The following is a 14,464-nucleotide window of genomic DNA, read 5'->3' on the forward strand; positions in this document are numbered from 1 at the left end:
GGTTCATCGCACTTTGCCGGGGAACGCATTCTTGATTTTCAAGAAGAAGTAGGATGCGTCCCGGAATCCGTAAGCCATGCGTTTGATCACTTTGATGCGATTGTTGACGCCTTCCAGGATGGATGAGTTCATCGGATAGATGGCCGAAGCCAAGATACCGCGCCGGTATTTGGCCAAGCGTTTAGCGAACTGGATCAGCGGTGCGATCTGGCTTTCCAGGGCGAGCTTGAGCCAGGTTTTCCATCGACGAGCACCTTCCCAGGCCGATGGCGCATACCAGATCTCTTTCAGTTCGGTCTTGAGCAGGTAGACCGTTGCCAAGGGCTGGTTGGCGGCGAGCAGTTCGTCAAGTTTGATCGCCTGGTCGGTTTTGAGATTGTCGCGATTACGCAGCAAAAGCCATCGGCTGCGCTTGATGACCTGACGGGCTTTTGGCTCTGCACGTAGTGCATTGGCTTGATCGACCCGTACCCGGTCAACGACTTCGCGGCCAAAACGGGCCACGACATGAAATAGGTCGTAGACCACCTCGGCATTGGGGCATTGCTGGCGCACTTCGAGATCCATAGCCGTGTTCATGTCCATCGCCACGGCTTCAATCCGCTGGCAGCCTTCCGGTCCCAGCATCTCGAAAAATGGCCGGATCGCTTCCCGGCTATTGCCTTCTCCAACCCACAATACGCGCATCCGTTCAGCATCGAGCGCGACAGTGGCATAGCGGTGTCCCTTGTGCAGGGCGAATTCGTCCATCACCAGGCGCCGTACACCCTCTGCTGAGAAGTCAGCATGCAAGTGCTTCAAGCGCCGATGATCGATCTCTTTGACGGTATGCCAGTGTAGGCCGGTCAGCCGGGCCACATGTGCTATCGGAAGCAGTTGCGCCAGCGCCTCGACCCACAGGCGCACACGATGCGTAATGCGTGAACGCCGGTCAAGCCAGACAATGTGCTCGGCAACCCGTGCATTACAGTGATGGCAGTCCAGTCGCCGCACTGGCACATCAAGCCAGACGCGTTTGTCCAGAATATCGCGGTCGCGCACCTTGCGTCTTCGGCGCTCATGCACCAAGGCGCAAGGCTGGCGGCACGACCCACACAAAGCATCACTTGTCGGACAGGGTTCGAGAACGATCAGCAGGGAACCGTCTTTCTGTTCTTGGACGGAGTCGAGAATATGGCCTTCCCAAAACGGGAGAGACGACATAGCATTGAGCATGGCGGTGGTTTGAAAGATTGACTTGTTTGGCGACTATCAATCTACCAACTTCAGACCCCCGCCACCACTTCCTGCTCAGATCGTCAATCCCGTCTTCCCCCATTCCCCGCGAAGAACCTAAAAAAAGGCGGACCGTAATGGTCCGCCCTGCATTGTAGCGTGCGATGACGCAGCGTTACGCTTCGCCCCACAGGTCGTGCGCATCGGCGCGCGTGATCTCGACGTCGAAGAACTGGCCGACGGCCAGCTTCTTGTGCGGCTCGAACGGCTTCTTCACGTGCACCACGCCGTCGATCTCGGGCGCATCGGCGGCCGAGCGGCCGATCGCGCCGGACGGAGTCAGCTCGTCGATCAGCACCTTGATGGTCTTTCCGATCTTGGCTTTCAGGCGCGCCTTCGAGATTTCCTCCTGCAGCAGCATGACGCGGCCGCGGCGTTCCTCGCGCACTTCTTCCGGCACCGGATTGGCGATCTCGTTGGCGGTGGCGCCTTCCACCGGCGAGTAGGCGAAACAGCCCAGGCGGTCGATCTGCGCTTCCTTCAGGAAGTCCAGCAGGTATTCGAACTCGGCCTCGGTCTCGCCCGGGAAGCCGGCGATGAAGGTGGAGCGGATCGTCAGGTCCGGGTTCATCTGGCGCCACTTCAGGATGCGCTCCAGGTTCTTCTCGCCGGAGGCCGGGCGCTTCATGCGCTTCAGCACTTCCGGGTGGGCGTGCTGCATCGGGATGTCGAGGTAAGGCAGCACGTGGCCGCCGCTCATCATCGGGATGATCTCGTCCACGTGCGGGTACGGATACACATAGTGCAGGCGCACCCAGGCGCCGTACTGCTTGGCCAGCTGGCCCAGCGCTTCGGTCAGCTGCGTCATGTGCGTCTTGACCGGGCGGCCGTTCCAGAAGCCGGAGCGGAACTTGACGTCGATGCCGTAGGCCGACGTGTCCTGCGAGATCACCAGCAGTTCCTTGACGCCGGCCTTGAACAGGTTTTCCGCCTCGATCATCAGTTCGCCGATCGGGCGCGACACCAGGTCGCCCCGCATCGACGGGATGATGCAGAACGAGCAGCGGTGGTTGCAGCCTTCCGAGATCTTCAGGTAGGCATAGTGCTTCGGCGTCAGCTTGACGCCCTGCGGCGGCACCAGGTCGATGAACGGCTCGTGCGGCTTGGGCAGGTGCGTGTGCACTTGCGACATCACCTCGCCCACCGCGTGCGGACCGGTCACGGCCAGCACCTTCGGGTGGATCTTCTGGATCAGGTCGTCGCCAGCCGCATCCTTCTTCGCGCCCAGGCAGCCGGTCACGATGACCTTGCCGTTCTCGGCCAGCGCCTCGCCGATCGCATCGAGCGACTCCTGCACCGCGGCATCGATGAAGCCGCAGGTATTGACGATGACGAGATCGGCGCCGGCGTACGACTTGGCGGTGTCATACCCTTCCGCGCGCAGCTGCGTCAGGATCTGTTCGGAATCGACCAGCGCCTTCGGGCAGCCGAGCGAGACAAAGCCCACCTTGGGTGCTGGCGAACCTTGTGCTGGCGATCCATCGGCGGGCTTGGGAAGACGGGAAAGTGGCTCAGATTGCATGTTCAAGTATCACGAATGTTCGGACCAATCGTCTATTTTACCTGAAGTGGCCGGTGTGCGATACCGTACGTCAAAACTGGGGACGTACCCCTGTTTTGCGGAAATTTCCTGGAAACCAGGGTCCGTCCCCGGTTTTTCCTGGAAACCAGGGTCCGTCCCCGGTTTTGCTGCTACAGGCGGGTGGTGGTGGTTTCGTCGAACAGGGAGACATTGTCCGGCCGCAGGGTGAAGGCGCCGCCGGGGCGGTCGTCGGGGACGATGGCGGCCACTTCGCGGCCGTGGAAGCCGTGCCACAGCACGCGGTGGGCGCCCATCGCCTCGACCAGCGTGACGGGTGCGCGGCAGGTGCCGCCGGGCGACACATCGACGTCTTCCGGCCGCACGCCCAGCACCACGGGCTGCCCATGCACCGGTGGCTGGCGGAACGGATAGCGGGACAGGTCCACCGCAAGGTGCTCGTTGCGGAACACCGGGCCGCCCGACGTGTCGAGCCGGCCGTGGAACAGGTTCATGCCGGGCGAGCCGAGGAAGGTGGCGACGAACAGGTTTTCCGGCGCGCGGTAGATCGCATCGGGCGTATCGAACTGCTGGATCACGCCGCCCTGCATGACGGCCATGCGGTCGGCCAGCGTCATCGCCTCGACCTGGTCGTGCGTCACGTAGATCATCGTCGCGTCCAGCCGCGCGTGCAGGTGCTTCAGTTCGCGCCGCAATTCGGTGCGCAGCTTGGCGTCCAGGTTCGACAGCGGCTCGTCGAACAGGAACACGTCCGCCTCGCGCACGATGGCGCGGCCGATCGCCACGCGCTGCCGCTGGCCGCCGGACAGCTGCCCCGGCTTGCGTTTCAGCAGCGGCTCCAGTTGCAGCATCTCGGCCGCGCGCGCGACACGCCGCGCGATTTCCGCCTTCGGCGTGCCGTTGATGCGCAGCCCGAACGACATATTGGCTTCCACGTTCATCGTTGGATACAGCGCATACGACTGGAACACCAGCGCGATGCCGCGGTCCTTCGGGTCGGCCCAGGTCATGTCGCGGCCGCCGATGCGGATGCTGCCGCCGGCCGCGTCGTTCAGGCCGGCGATGCTGTGCAACAGCGTCGATTTTCCGCAGCCCGAGGGGCCCAGCAGCACGATGAATTCGCCGGCGGCGACTTCCAGGTCCAGCGCGTCGATGATGGTACTGGCGCCGAGCTCGATGCGCAGTCCGGAAATGGAGACGTTGGCCATGATCTATCCTTTCACTGCGCCACTGGCGATGCCGCGCACGAACCAGCGGCCGGAGAAGAAATACAGCGCCAGCGGCACCAGCGACGTCAGCAGCGTCGCCGCCATGTTCACGTTGTACTGCCGCTCGCCGGTGGTGGTGTTGATGATGTTGTTCAGCTGGACCGTCATCGGCAGGTTGTCCGAGCCGGCGAAGACGAGGCCCAGCAGGAAATCGTTCCAGATGTTCGTTACCTGCATGATCGCGGCGACGACGATCACCGGCACCGACATCGGCAGCATCAGTTCGAAGAAGATGCGCCAGAAGCCGCCGCCGTCGATGCGCGCCGCCTTGAACAGTTCCTGCGGCAGGCTGGCATAGTAGTTCCGGAACAGCAGCGTCATCATCGGCATGCCGAAAATCACATGGACGACGACGATGCCCGGCAGGGAGCTGTACAGTTCCAGCGCCGCCAGCGCGCGCACCAGCGGATACAGCATGACCTGGCCGGGGATGAATGCGCCCACCATCAGCACCGCGAACAGCGCGTTGGCGCCACGCGGCCGCCAGAACGACAGCGCATAGCCGTTCACCGCGCCGATCGCGATCGACAGCAGCACGCTCGGCACGGTGATCTTCACCGAATTCCAGAAACCGCCGCGGATGCCCTCGCACTCCAGGCCCGTGCAGGCGGCCTGCCAGGCGTTGTGCCACGCGTCCAGCGTGGGCGCCAGCGGCAGCGCGAAGATGTTGCCGAGCCGGATTTCCGCCATCGGCTTGAACGACGTTACCAGCATCACGTACAGCGGCACCAGGAAGAACAGTGCCGCCATCGCCAGGAATGCGTAGATGCCGAGCCGCGCCGGTGTGAAGAAGGGCTTGCGCGGGCGCCGCCGCACGGGAGGCGGCAGCACCGCCAGGTCGCAGTCCCGCCTCATGCGCGGCTCCGTTTCCTGCGCATCATGCCCGGGCTCCGCCGCATCATGCCCGGCTCCTGCGCAGCGCCGCGCCGCGTGCGTAATACAGCGGCGCGACGATCGCCAGCACCGTCAGCAGCAGCACGATCGACGCGGCAGACGCGAGGCCCACGTTGGCGCGGCCGAACAGGTAGTCCATGATGAATTTTGCCGGCACTTCGCTCGCCGTGCCGGGGCCGCCCTGCGTCATCGCCACCACCGCGTCGAACAGTTTCACGACCATCACGAACAGCAGGATCAGCGCGGTCGACACCGAGGGCCACAGCATCGGCAGCACGATCGACAGGTAGACGCGCCAGGCGGGAATGCCGTCGATGCGCGCCGCCTTCCACAGTTCGTCGTCGATGCCGCGCAGGCCGGACAGCAGCAGCGCCATCACCAGGCCGGACGCCTGCCAGACCGTGGCGATGACGATCGTGTACAGCACCATGTCCTGCTGGACGATCCAGTCGAATGTGAACCCGTCGAAGCCCAGGCGCCGCGCCACGCCCTGGATGCCCAGTTCCGGGTTCAGTATCCACTGCCAGACCAGGCCCGTGGCGACGAACGACATCGCATACGGATACAGGAACACCGTGCGCAGCACGCCCTCTCCCTGCACCTCCTGGTCGATGAACACCGCCAGCAGGAAGCCGATGACGAGGCAGGCGCCGATGAACAGCGCGCCATAGATGGCCAGGTTTTCCAGCGACAGCAGCCAGCGCGCGTTGCGGAACAGGCGTTCGTACTGGCCCAGGCCGACGAAGTCGCCGGTCGGGAAAATGCGCGCCGACGACAGCGATACGCGCGCCGTCCAAAGCATCGTCAGCACGTAGGCGCCAAGCGCGGTGAGCGCCATCGGCAGCAAGGCAAGGCTGGCGGCAATATGGGAGTGTCGCATGGCACGGCCGGCGGACCGCCGCGCCGTTACCACGTGTTGTCCTTCATGGCCTGCGCGAACGCCTGCTGGGCGCGCTCCGGCGTTTCGTTGCGGTTCCAGTAGTTGGTCAGTACATCCTGCAAGGCGCCGTTCAGGTCCGGGTCGAGCAGCATCTCCGTGTTCGGCAACTGCCGCGTCTTGTCGGCCATGATCTCGATGCCCATGCGCGCGCACAGGTCGAGCTTCGACATGTCGACATCCGGCCTGATCGGAATCGATCCCTTGCGGGCGCTGAACTCGACCTGGGGACCGGGCGCGGTCATCACCGTGGCCAGCAGCTTCTGCGCCTTCACCACGTGCGGCTTGCCGGTCTTCGGGAACACGAACGCGTCGCCGGCGACCACATACGGCGCGCGCGGCCCGAAGCCGGGATAGCAGCCGAAATCCCGGCCAGCGACCTGCCCGGCCGACGTGAACTCGCCCTTGGCCCAGTCGCCCATGATCTGCACGCCGGCACGGCCGGAAACCACCAGCGCGGTCGCATCGTTCCAGTTGCGGCCCGGCGCCCCCGGGTCGGTGTAGGCGCGCAGGCGCTTGAACTTCACCAGCACGTCGCGAAATGCCGGCGAATGCACCGCCTTCACGTCGCGGTCGCGGTAGATCTTCAGGTACAGGCCCGGTCCGCCCACCAGCGCAAACACCGCGTCGAACAGGATTTTCTCCTGCCATACCTGGCCGCCGAATGCGAGCGGTATCAGGCCGGCCCGCTTCAGGCGCTCGAGGTGGCCCATGAATTCGTCGAAGGATGCCGGCTCGCCCGTGATGCCGGCCCTGGCGTAGGCCGCCTTCGAATAGAAGAACCAGGCCGGCATGTGGATGTCCACCGGTGCCGCATAGTAGTGGCCGTTGATCTTGATGGCGTCGATGATGGTCTGCGGCAGGATGTTGTCCCAGTTGCCGCGCGCCGCCACGTCATCGACATTGTTCAGCAAGCCCTGGTCGACGATATCGCGAAACTGTTTCGACGTGTTGAACTGCGCCGCCACGGGGGCGTTGCCGCCGACGATACGGTTGATCGTCGACGCGCGCGACTGATCGGCGCCGGCCACGGCCTGGTCGATCCACTGGCCGCCCGCGCGGGTGAACGCATCGGCGAACTGGCGGATCGCGGCCGACTCGCCGCCCGAGGTCCACCAGTGCGACACCGTTGCCTTCAGCGGAACAGCCGGGGCCGGGGCCGCGGCCTGTGCCGGCGCGGCCAGCGCCAGCAGCACCGACACCAGCGCGGACGCGGTGGCCGCACCTGTCGTAGCGTTGCTCATCTTGTCTCCGTGGCACCTGTGGTGCCTTATTGGTATGCGCTTATGATAAGTGAAACAGGCTCGCCAGCAGAAGCCCCCCGGGGATGCCGTTGCAAACGGTCCAGTCATGTGGCCGCCGGCACGACAGCCCCGGCCGTCGGGGTGGAATCGATTCCACTCGGATGTTGCGAGTCTATCAGCGCTGGAAAAGCGGCGTCAACCTGAATGTGGGAGGCTGCGAGGAAGTGCCCGGCGCAGGGAACCAGGGCAAACCAGCGCCAGGGACCATTCCATGGGGAATCGTCTCCGGCACAGGATGATGGCGCGGCCGCGGCGGGCCGCCAACGGGATTTACTTCTTGTCGGTGGGCGTGGTAACCGGCGGTACGGCGAACGGGAAGGCGCCGAACAGGTTCTTGCTCTGGTTTTGCATCTGTTCCTGCATCTGCACGAACAGGCTCTTGCTCTGGTCGATGTAGTTGTTCATCATGCCCTGCATGATCGGCGCCTGCACATTCATGAACTGGGTCCACATCTCCGGGCTAAAGGTCTTGCCGTCGTAATTCACGGCGCCTGTGGTCAGGCGGCGCTGGATATCGGTGAAGGCCTGGATGTTCTTTTCCAGGTAGGAGCCCATCATGCCCTGCATCGCGTGACCGTAGTAGCGGATGATCTGCGCCAGCACGTCGGTCGAGAACATCGGTGCGCCGCTGGCCTCTTCTTCGAGAATGATCTGCAACAGGATGCTGCGGGTCAGGTCTTCGTTCGACTTCGCGTCCACCACGGTGAACGGCTCGCTGTCCAGCACGAGCTGCTTCACGTCGGTCAGCGTGATATAGGAACTGGTCTGCGTATCGTAGAGTCGGCGGTTGGGATACTTCTTGATCAGGCGTTCGGCAGTTTTCTTTACACTACTCATCACGAGTTCCGTTTTTTGCGCCGCAGCGCAATCCTTGTAACATCAAAAAAAAAGCGAACGTAGAGTTCGCTTTCACTAGCCCTGCTCACCCTATTATAGAGTGAAAAATTCACGACATGTACGCCATATCATATGAAACCGGCATGAATCGACCGACGGAAGGCGCTGGAATGGCGCTTATTGCAACGCAACTAAAATAAGCGCCAGACAAATCACGCCGCCCCGTCGGTACCTTGCCGGTTTCAATCGGCCTTTTCCTTGACGTAACGGCCCGGGGCCGGTTCGACCGGCGGGTATTTCGCATTGCCCGGTTGGCTGCGGGCCTCGACATCCTTGCCGCCGTGCTCGGCAAGGAAGGCGGCCCACAGTGGCCACCAGCTGCCCGGATGCTCGACGGCGTCCGCCATCCAGCCGTCGGGATCTTCCGGCCGTTCCTCGTTGACCCAGTAGCTGCGCTTGTTCTTCGATGGCGGATTGATGACGCCGGCGATATGCCCGGATGCGCCCAGCACGAAGCGGTTCGCCTCGCGCCGTTCCGGGTTCAGGATATTCATCGATCGATACGCGGACGTCCACGGCACGATGTGGTCCTCGCGGGAGCCGTAGATGAAGGTGGGCGCGTCGATCGCCGTCAGGTCGACCTTTTCCCCGGCCACCGTGAGCCGGCCCGGTTCCTTCAGCCGGTTTTCCAGGTAGGTATTGCGCAGGTACCAGCAGAACATCGGCCCCGGCAGGTTGGTCGAATCCGAATTCCAGTACAGCAGGTCGAACGGGGCCGGTTCATTGCCCTTCAGGTAGTTCGACTGCACGTAGTTCCACACCAGGTCGTTCGGCCGCAGGCTCGAGAAGGTGCTGGCCAGGTCGCGCCCCGGCATCAGGCCGCCGTGGGCCAGCGCCTGTTCGCGCAAGCGCACCTGCGGCTCGTCGATGAACACGCTCAGCACGCCGGTATCGGAAAAGTCCAGGAAGGTGGTCAACAGCGTGAGGCTGGCCGCCGGCTGCTCGCCGCGCGCGGCCAGCACCGCCAGCGCCGTCGACAGCAGCGTGCCGCCAACACAGAAGCCCAGCAGGTTCAGCGTGTCTTCGCCCGTGATCTCCTGCACGGCGCGGATCGCCCGGATCACGCCCTGCTCGGTGTAGTCGTCCCACGACGTCTTCGCCAGCGAGGCGTCCGGGTTGCGCCAGGACACCATGAACACGGTATTGCCCTGCTCCACCGCGTAGCGCACCAGGGAATTGGCCGGCTGCAGGTCGAGAATGTAGTATTTGTTGATGCAGGGCGGCACCATCAGCAGCGGCCGCTGCTTCACCGTGTCGGTCCGCGGTTTGTACTGGATCAGCTGGAACAGCGGCGTCTCGAGCACCACATCGCCTTCGGTGTTGGCCAGGTTGCGGCCCACTTCGAACGCCTTGTCGTCGGACAGCGAGATATGGCCCTTCTGCATGTCGGCCAGCATGTTTTTCAGGCCACGGGTCAGGCTTTCGCCCTTCGATTCGAGCAGTGCCTGCTGCGCTTCCGGATTGGTGGCCAGGAAGTTCGCCGGCGACATCGCATCGACCACCTGCTGGATGGCAAAGCGGATTTTCTGCTTCTGCTGGGTCGACGCCTCGACGGCGTCCGCCATGGCCATCAGGAACTTGGCGTTCAGCAGGTAGGCGGCGGCGCTGAACGCGGTGACGGGATTGGCGGTCCACGCCGGGGCGGCAAAGCGCCGGTCGCGGATCTCGGGTGTCCTGCCTTCCAGAAGCTGCTGCCACAGCGCTCCCAGTTCAGCCATGTATTCGTTCTTGAGGGTTTCCAGTACTTCTGGCTTCACCGTCGCACCGGCTTCGCGCAGCAGCGCGGCACCAGGCAGGGGAATGTTCGCCAGGGCGTCGGGGTTGGGCATCCAGGATTTCCACTGGCCTGGATCCATCCAGCCGGCCATGGACTGCGCGTCGGGCATATTCATGTATATTCCATTTAGAATGATTGTGATTCCAACCGAAACTACCGATGCTGATCGTTGCTATTGCCTGGATTTACGTCGTGCTGCTGATGTCGCTGACTGAGCCGACGGTCGTCGCAGGCGTCATGACGTTCCTGCTGTACTGCGTTGTTCCCCTTGCAATTTTACTCTATGTTACCGGCGGTTTCCGGCGCATCGGCCAGCGGCGCCGGGAACGGAACCGGCGACAGCGCGAGCGCGCCCAAGCCGCCGCCCGCGATCGCTGATCGCTGTTCAGACGATCATTTCAGCCAGATCAGGCTGGCCTGCCGCCCGGTCACGCCATCGCGCCGGTACGAATAAAAACGCCCGGAGTTGGACACGGTGCAGAAATCGCCGCCCCATACCCGTCCGACGCCGGCGCCGGCCAGTGCGACGCGGGCCAGCGCGTACAAGTCCGCGAAATATTTACCGGGTTTCAGGGCGAACGGCGCGAAGGCGCCGCGGATGGCCGCTTCGTCCGCGCCGGGGCGGCGCAGGAACGCATCGAGCACGTCCTGCCCTACCTCGAAGCGGTTCGGTCCGATCGCCGCGCCCAGCCAGGCCATCAGTTCGCCGGCCCCCGCCTCGCGCATCGCCGCCACCGTACTTTCCAGCACGCCGTCGGCCAGGCCGCGCCAGCCGGCATGCACCGCGCCGACCATGCGGCCTTCCGCGTCGCACAGCAGCACCGGCAGGCAGTCGGCGGTGAGAATGCCGCATACCGCGCCACGCTCGCCAGTGAAGCTGGCGTCGGCGACCGGCGGTTCGGCATCGATATCCACGGTGGCCGCATCGACCACGCGGGTGCCGTGCACCTGCGTCAGCCACACCGGCTCGGCCGGCAGTTCGGCACGCAGGATGTCGCGGTTGCGCTCCACGCACTTCGGCGCATCGCCCACATGCGTGCCCAGGTTCAGGCCGCCCTTGCCGTGGCCATCGTCATACGGCACCGGGCTGACGCCGCCGCGGCGCGTCGTGCACAGCACGCCGACGCTGTCGGGCAGGTCGGGCCAGTCGGGAACCAGCCACTGGGTGGCGCCAGCCGTGCTCATGTGCGCTCGCTCATTCGTCGTCGAACTCATCGTCGTAATCGTCGCCATCGGCATCGGCGTCGCGTTGCAGCGATGCTTCATCGATGCCGCATTCCTCGAGCAGCTGCCGGAAATCGTCGGCCAGCGGGATCTCCCACTCGCACTGCTCGCCGGTGGCCGGATGCACCAGGCCGAGGCGGCGTGCCTGCAGTGCCTGGCGGTGGAACACGCCGGTGAGGTGCGGCTTGCCATACACGTAGTCGCCCACCAGCGGATAGCCCAGGTGCGCCATGTGCACGCGGATCTGGTGGGTGCGGCCGGTTTCGAGGCGGCACTGCACGAGGCTGACCGGGCGGCGGTCCAGCTCGCCGGCGGCCAGCCGCTCGTAGTGGGTGATCGCCGGCTTGGCACCGAAGCCGGTGGACACGGCCATCTTCACGCGGTCGCGCTGGTGGCGGCCCATCGGCGCATCGATGGTACCGGACAGCCGCGGCGTACCCCAGGCCAGCGCCCAGTATTCGCGCTTCACGGTGCGTGCCTGCAGCTGGCGCACCAGATCGGTTTGCGTCGGCAAGTCCTTGCCGATGACCATCAGGCCGCTGGTATCCTTGTCGAGGCGGTGCACGATGCCGGCGCGCGGCACGCCGCCCAGCTGCGGCCAGCGGTGCAGCAGGCCGTTCAGCAGCGTGCCGGACCAGTTGCCGGCGCCGGGGTGCACGACCAGGCCAGCCGGCTTGTTGATGACGATGAGGTGATCGTCTTCGTAGACCACGTTCACATCGATCGGCTCCGGCGCGAACGCCACGTCTTCCGGCGCTGCCTGCGGCAGCACGACGATCTTTTCATCGCCATACACGGTGGCGCGCACCTTGGCCGGCTTGCCGTCGACGGTGACGAAACCCTCCTCGATCCAGCTTTGCAGGCGGCCGCGCGAGAACTGCGGCACCAGTTTCGCAATCACCTTGTCCAGGCGTTCGCCGCAGGCGTCGGGCGTCAGTTGCAGTTCGATCGGGGCCAGCGGATCGGCAAAACCGTCGGCTTCGGGGAGGGCCTCATCGGCAAGGATGTCGGCTTCGAAGTCGGCGTCGAGATCTGCCTTCAGGTCGTGGTCGGAGGGTTGGTCGGCCGGATTCGGCTCAGGATTCAATATCACAGCATTCCCATCGGCTATAATCAGCCAGGTCGTATCTTGTTTAAACGTCTTCTTGCACGAGAACATGCAAAAAAAATTGAAGGTAGTCGCAGCATCCGTGTTACTTGCCGGACTTTCGGCTTGCAGCCTGTTACCGGAGCAGTCGGACGAGACCAAAGGCTGGTCCGCTTCGAAATTATACTCGGAGGCCAAGGAAGAATTGGCCGGACAGCACTACGAACGGGCAATCCAGTTGTTCAACCGGCTTGAGGCGAGCTATCCTTTCGGCGTGTACGCGCAACAGGCACAACTGGAAGTGGCCTATGCCTACTACAAGGCACAGGACCAGGCCCAGGCGCTGGCCGCCGTCGAGCGCTTCATCAAGCTGCACCCGAACCATCCCAGCGTCGATTACATGTACTACCTGCGCGGCCTGATCAATTTCAATGACCAGATCGGCCTGCTGAACTTCGTGTACGAACAGGATCCGGCCGAGCGTGACCCGAAAGCCACCCGCGAGGCGTTTGCCGCGTTCAAGGCACTGGTCGACAAGTTCCCGGAAAGCAGATACACGCCGGACGCGGTCGACCGCATGAAGTACCTGATCAATGCGATGGCGGCCTATGAAGTGTACGTGGCGCGCTATTACTACCGGCGCGGCGCCTACCTTGCCGCCGCCAACCGGGCGATGGATGCGGTGCGCGAATACTCCGATTCGCCGGCCATCGAGGAAGCGCTGTGGATCATGGCGCGCAGCTATGACAAGCTGGGCAACGTGGCGCTGCGCGACGATGCGATGCGTGTCTTCAAGCTCAACTTCCCGAACAGCAAATTCCTCGACGAAGGTGCACCGAAGCCCGAGCGCAAGTGGTGGAAGTTCTGGAACGCTTCGTAAGCCCTGCTTCCGGCGCCGGGGCCGTATCGCGACTGATACGGCCCCGGCGTCGATGCCTCAGGCCGTGTTCCTCCTGAATACCCAGCGCTCGTCGTTCGACGCTTCCGGCGCGAACGCATAGCCGTCCACGTCGAACGCCTTCAGCGCTTCCGGCTCGACGATGCCGTTGACGGCCGCGTAGCGGGCCAGCATGCCGCGGGCGCGTTTCGCGTAGAACGAGATGATCTTGTACCGGCCGTTCTTGAATTCCTCGAACACGGGCGTGATGACGGGCACGTCCAGCTGCGCCGGCCGCACCGACTTGAAATACTCCTCCGACGCGCAATTGACGAGCCAGCGGGCACCCGCCGCGCGCGCCGCGCCGTTCAGCTCGCCCGTGATCAGGTCGCCCCAGAACGCATACAGATCCTTGCCGCGCGCGGTTTTCAGCCGCGTGCCCATTTCCAGGCGGTGCGGGTGGATCAGGTCCAGCGGCCGCAGCAGCCCGTACAGGCCGGACAGGATGCGCACCCGCCCCTGCGTGTAGTCGAGCTGGGGCGCGCTCAGCGTCCGGGCATCGAGGCCGTCGTACACATCGCCGTTGAAGGTCATCACGGCCTGGCGCGCATGGGCGGTATCCGTTGTCCACGCGGCATAGCGGCCCACGTTCAGCGTGGACAGCGCATCGGAAAGATCCATCAGTTCGGCCAGTTCATGCGGTGCGAACTGGCGCATCCGCTCGATCAGCTGGGCCGAGTGATCGAGGAAGACGGGGCGGGTGGCGATGTCGGTGGTGGGCGAGGTGTCGAGGTCGAGACTCTTTGCAGGGGAAAGCACTATCAGCATATGATTCGAAACTGGTTCACTCAGAAATAATTTCCCGCATGATACCTGTTTTACCCGCAACCCTCCCCGCGGCAGCCCAGCGCGTCGTCATCGACACCAATGTCTGCCTCGACCTGTTCGTTTTCCGCGATCCGCGCTGGGCCGGCCTGCTGGCGGCGATCGAAAGCGGCGCCGTCGAAGCCATCACGCGCGCCGACTGCCGGGACGAGTACCACATCGTGCTGCACTATCCGCACCTGCCGCTGGACGAAACCACCCGCGCGGCCAGCGCGGCCCGCTTCGATGCACTGGTCAAGGTCGTGGCGCCGCCGGAATCGGGGGTGCGGCTGCCGGTCTGCACCGACCGCGACGACCAGAAGTTCCTCGAACTGGCCCGCGATGCCGGCGCCGACGTGCTGATCACGAAGGACAAGGCATTGCTGAAGCTGGCGCGGCGCCTGCGCAATGCCGGCATGTTCGCCGTGATTCCGCCCGAACAATGGGCGCTCCCCGCCCCTGCCGGCGCTGCGCTAGAATGAAGGCCAACCCGTGCGCCGCAGCCGCCGATCCGCACTGA

General features: G+C 64.1%; 14 protein-coding genes. 3 read left to right on the top strand and 11 right to left on the bottom strand.

Annotated elements, in window-relative coordinates:
- Positions 1-3 precede the first annotated feature (3 nt).
- From ACY34H_RS23600 to phaC, 8 genes are all read right to left on the bottom strand, one after another.
- Positions 4-1,215 carry an ISL3 family transposase gene (locus ACY34H_RS23600; protein ID WP_464975433.1) on the bottom strand — a complete coding sequence of 404 codons (1,212 nt, stop codon included), beginning with the start codon at positions 1,213-1,215 and terminating at the stop codon, positions 4-6.
- A 175-nt stretch (positions 1,216-1,390) separates the two neighbouring features.
- Positions 1,391-2,797, bottom strand: a complete 1,407-nt coding sequence (rimO, locus tag ACY34H_RS23605) for a 30S ribosomal protein S12 methylthiotransferase RimO (RefSeq protein WP_464979908.1) — start codon at positions 2,795-2,797, stop codon at positions 1,391-1,393.
- A 170-nt stretch (positions 2,798-2,967) separates the two neighbouring features.
- The gene (locus ACY34H_RS23610; protein ID WP_464979909.1) at positions 2,968-4,023 is read right to left on the bottom strand and encodes an ABC transporter ATP-binding protein; all 1,056 of its coding nucleotides are present in this window, start codon (positions 4,021-4,023) and stop codon (positions 2,968-2,970) included.
- 3 nt (positions 4,024-4,026) lie between these two features.
- Positions 4,027-4,938, bottom strand: coding sequence for a carbohydrate ABC transporter permease (locus tag ACY34H_RS23615; protein ID WP_464979910.1), 912 nt, complete (start codon positions 4,936-4,938; stop codon positions 4,027-4,029).
- A gap of 43 nt (positions 4,939-4,981) precedes the next feature.
- Positions 4,982-5,857 carry a carbohydrate ABC transporter permease gene (locus ACY34H_RS23620; RefSeq protein WP_464979911.1) on the bottom strand — a complete coding sequence of 292 codons (876 nt, stop codon included), beginning with the start codon at positions 5,855-5,857 and terminating at the stop codon, positions 4,982-4,984.
- A 26-nt stretch (positions 5,858-5,883) separates the two neighbouring features.
- Complete coding sequence (locus ACY34H_RS23625) at positions 5,884-7,158, bottom strand: ABC transporter substrate-binding protein (protein WP_464979912.1); 1,275 nt, start codon at positions 7,156-7,158, stop codon at positions 5,884-5,886.
- A 330-nt stretch (positions 7,159-7,488) separates the two neighbouring features.
- Entirely contained in the window at positions 7,489-8,055 is a 567-nt protein-coding gene (phaR, locus tag ACY34H_RS23630) for a polyhydroxyalkanoate synthesis repressor PhaR (RefSeq protein ID WP_464979913.1), read from the bottom strand.
- A gap of 242 nt (positions 8,056-8,297) precedes the next feature.
- A complete protein-coding gene (phaC, locus tag ACY34H_RS23635; RefSeq protein WP_464979914.1) occupies positions 8,298-10,007 on the bottom strand; it encodes a class I poly(R)-hydroxyalkanoic acid synthase in 1,710 nt (569 codons plus the stop codon).
- 44 nt (positions 10,008-10,051) lie between these two features.
- Between phaC and ACY34H_RS23640 the strand changes: the two genes are divergently transcribed.
- A complete protein-coding gene (locus tag ACY34H_RS23640) occupies positions 10,052-10,270 on the top strand; it encodes a hypothetical protein (protein WP_464979915.1) in 219 nt (72 codons plus the stop codon).
- A gap of 15 nt (positions 10,271-10,285) precedes the next feature.
- Here the strand turns inward: ACY34H_RS23640 and pgeF are convergent, their stop codons facing one another.
- Together pgeF and ACY34H_RS23650 are read right to left on the bottom strand one after the other, a co-directional pair.
- Positions 10,286-11,077, bottom strand: coding sequence for a peptidoglycan editing factor PgeF (pgeF, locus tag ACY34H_RS23645; protein WP_464979916.1), 792 nt, complete (start codon positions 11,075-11,077; stop codon positions 10,286-10,288).
- Between the two features lie 10 nt (positions 11,078-11,087).
- Positions 11,088-12,209, bottom strand: a complete 1,122-nt coding sequence (locus ACY34H_RS23650) for an RluA family pseudouridine synthase (RefSeq protein WP_464979917.1) — start codon at positions 12,207-12,209, stop codon at positions 11,088-11,090.
- A 64-nt stretch (positions 12,210-12,273) separates the two neighbouring features.
- On the opposite strand from ACY34H_RS23650, the gene ACY34H_RS23655 reads away from it, so the two are divergent.
- Positions 12,274-13,083, top strand: a complete 810-nt coding sequence (locus ACY34H_RS23655) for an outer membrane protein assembly factor BamD (protein ID WP_464979918.1) — start codon at positions 12,274-12,276, stop codon at positions 13,081-13,083.
- 57 nt (positions 13,084-13,140) lie between these two features.
- On the opposite strand, the gene yaaA is transcribed toward ACY34H_RS23655, so the two are convergent.
- Entirely contained in the window at positions 13,141-13,908 is a 768-nt protein-coding gene (gene yaaA, locus ACY34H_RS23660; protein ID WP_464979919.1) for a peroxide stress protein YaaA, read from the bottom strand.
- 38 nt (positions 13,909-13,946) lie between these two features.
- On the opposite strand from yaaA, the gene ACY34H_RS23665 reads away from it, so the two are divergent.
- Positions 13,947-14,426, top strand: coding sequence for a putative toxin-antitoxin system toxin component, PIN family (locus tag ACY34H_RS23665; RefSeq protein WP_464979920.1), 480 nt, complete (start codon positions 13,947-13,949; stop codon positions 14,424-14,426).
- Positions 14,427-14,464: the final 38 nt, after the last annotated feature.

This window comes from Pseudoduganella sp. jia 9 (assembly GCF_055502615.1).